Annotated in this window: 3 protein-coding genes and 1 pseudogene; 3 read left to right on the forward strand and 1 reads right to left on the reverse strand. The window is 72.4% G+C overall.

The features are described from left to right. A pseudogene (locus AB0M20_RS35785) lies at positions 1–316 on the forward strand (alkaline phosphatase); the annotation flags it as partial. A gap of 15 nt (positions 317–331) precedes the next feature. Here the strand turns inward: AB0M20_RS35785 and AB0M20_RS35790 are convergent. After that, a complete protein-coding gene (locus AB0M20_RS35790; RefSeq protein WP_364305002.1) occupies positions 332–1429 on the reverse strand; it encodes an NAD(P)/FAD-dependent oxidoreductase in 1098 nt (365 codons plus the stop codon). Between the two features lie 59 nt (positions 1430–1488). On the opposite strand from AB0M20_RS35790, the gene AB0M20_RS35795 reads away from it, so the two are divergent. Further along, positions 1489–2058, forward strand: a complete 570-nt coding sequence (locus tag AB0M20_RS35795; protein WP_364305004.1) for a TetR family transcriptional regulator — start codon at positions 1489–1491, stop codon at positions 2056–2058. Between the two features lie 95 nt (positions 2059–2153). Further along, entirely contained in the window at positions 2154–2843 is a 690-nt protein-coding gene (locus tag AB0M20_RS35800) for a hypothetical protein (protein ID WP_364305006.1), read from the forward strand. Positions 2844–2879 lie beyond the last annotated feature (36 nt).

Here is a 2879-nt window from a genome sequence, read left to right on the forward strand (position 1 = left end):
ACTGGTCGGCCCGATCGCCGACCAGGCGCTGGCCGGGCTGAACATCGCGGTCGCCGTGGTGGGCGTCGACGGGATCAGCGCGCGTGGCGGCCTCACCACGCACGACGAGATCGAGGCGAACACGAACGCTCAGATGATCCGCCGGGCCGACCGGGTGATCGTGGTGGCCGACGGCTCCAAGATCGGCCGCGTCTGCCTGGCCCGCATCGCCGCGGTCACCGACGTGGCCACGCTGGTCACGGACGCCACCGCCGATCCGGCCGGCGTCGAGGCGATCCGCCGGCTCGGCACCGAGGTGATCATCGCCGGCGAGTGAACGGACCGCCGCCTGTCACTCGGGCCGGTCGTCGTTGAGGACACTGCTCGCCCGGCGGATCGCCGCCAACTGCAGACGGGCCAGCAGGCGTGGGGTCAGCAGACGGCCGGCCAGCCGGGCCGCTGTCGAGGGTGGACGGTTGGTGACCTCGCTGGTGGCCAGGCGGGAGATGCGGCGTACCCGGCGGGCTCTGATCCTCTCGTAGGACCGGAGATTGCCCGGGCCGGCGGCCAGCGCCCGGCGGAGCAGCCACGCGTCCTCCAGGGCCTGGTTGGCGCCCTGGGCCTGGGACGGCGGGAAGGCGTGTGCGGCGTCGCCCAGCAGCGTGGTGGATCCGGTGCCCCAGCGGTCGAGGACGCGATGCGTGACGTGCCGGTACTCCTGCACGTCGGCCTCGGTCAGGTGATCCAGGAGATCGGGCACCGGGTCGGCGTACCCCCGGAATCTGTCCCTCAGCCAGCCGACGGTCCCGCCTGCCTCCGGTCTGTCCGTGCCGACGTCGAACCACCACTGGAGGAGACCGTCGCCGGCCGGCATCAGGCCGCACAGGCCCTGCGGGCCGATCAGGCAGCGGGCGTGCGTACCCAGGTCCGCGACGTCCTTGGTCAAGCCCTGCCAGGAGGTCCAGCCGTTGGGCGCGGCCGGCTCGTCGCCGAGGACCGCGCGCCGGACCGCCGAGCGGTGACCGTCGGCGCCCACCACGACGTCGGCCGCCGGTGCGTCCGCTGCCGGCGTCTCGACATCGGTGACCTCGCGGCCGAAGGCGATGGTGCCGGCGGGGAGCGCGTCCGCGAACCGCTCGAGGATCGCCCGGCGGGGGACGGTCGCCACGGCGTATCCCGTGCGGCGATGGAGTTCGCGCAGGTCCGCCCGTGCGAACTCGCGGCCGTCCGGCGTACCGAAGGACAGGGTCTCCACCCGCCCGCCCAGGCCATCCAGCGGGACGCCGAGGCCGTCGGCCGCGGCAGCGCCGTTGCTGAAGATCGTGACCGCCGCGCCATCCAGCCGCAGACCATCCGCCTTCTCCAGGACCCGGACCTGGTGGCCGTCGCGGGTCAGGCCGCAGGCCAGCGCCAGGCCACCGATCCCGGCGCCCACGATCACGACTCGCATGACACGCCTCCCGGTTCACTACGATCGTTGTACTACGAATGCTGTCATAGGATGGGCGGGTGCCGCCACCCAATCTCGAGCGCAGGGCTCAGCTGGCCGATGCCGCGATCGCACTGCTGGCCTCCGCCGGTGCGCACGGGGTGACGCATCGGGCGGTGGATCAGCTCGCGGGGCTGCCCGCCGGCACGGCTTCGAACTACTTCCGCAGCCGGGAGGCCCTGCTGATCGCGGCGGCCTCGCGGGTCGGGGAGTTGCACTACGCCGACATGGAGACGGTTGCCGACGCGCCGGGCACCACGGCTGAGCGGGCGCAGCGGCTGATCGCGCAATCGCTGTGGCTGGCGGCGACCACCTACCGGCCCCGCTATCTGGCCATCTTCGAGCTGCGGCTGGAGAGTCTGCGACGGCCGGCGCTCGCCGCGGCGCTGGCCGAGCTGCAGGAGAGGTCGGTGGCGGCGACCCGGCTGCACCACCGCGTCCACGAGCTGCGGATCCCGCCGTCAGCTGCGGAAACCATGGTTGGCCTGTACGGCGGTGCGCTGTTCACGCTGGTCACTGCGCCGCCCGGCGCGGTCACCGAAGCGGCCGCGGACGAGCTGGCCACCGCGATCGTCCGTGGATCTCTCTAGGTTTCGTGCCACTCTGCACCGCCGCGACGCCCTCGCCGGGCATCGATCGACAACCATCAGCGGAGTCGAACACCCCAGCGATCTGGAGGAACACCGTGCGTACCCACCGTTCCACCGTTCTCCTCGGCGTCGTGGCGGCCGCCGGCCTGGTGATGGCCCAGCAGGCGTGCTCCACCGGCCGGAAGTCGGGCGATCCGGTGGCTTTCAACCCGCCGTCCGCCTCCTCGTCAGCCGCTGCACCGTCCCCCGCGCAGTTCGCCGCGCCCTCGGCGTCCTCGTCGTCGGCGAGCTCCGGTGGCGGGGCGTCCGCCGGCGGTGGCGCCGGCGCCCTCCTGGCCGGCAAGCGGCAGATCGTCATCGCGCCGATCCCGTCCTTCGAGTCGATCGTCGCGGTCGACGCCCAAGGACGGCTCAACGTGACCGACGGCGAGGCCGAGCACGGGCTGTTCGTGCTCACGCCGGTGAACGGCAAGTACCTGATCAAGACCGCCAAGGCCGGCGCCGGCGGCGAACCGTCCTGCATGGGAGTCAAGAGCAACGGCAGCGCCTCGCTCACCGTCGTCGCTGCGGCGTGCGACGCAGGCCGCGCCGGGCAACTGTTCACCATCACCGAGCAGAAGGCTAAGGACGCCAAGGGACGACCGACGTACGCGATCAGCAACCAGGGCGCGTTCCTGCAGGTGTTCCCGAAGGGCCTGATCGCAGAGGAACTGGGCGACTCGGAGCTGGAGACGACGTACGCATTCGTCGACAACGGCCCCTCGACGCTGCCCGCCCTCGACTGATCTCCGGGGGAGTTCGCCGGCCGCCGTGATGCACGG

This window comes from Actinoplanes sp. NPDC051633 (assembly GCF_040681735.1).
GTDB lineage: Bacteria > Actinomycetota > Actinomycetes > Mycobacteriales > Micromonosporaceae > Actinoplanes.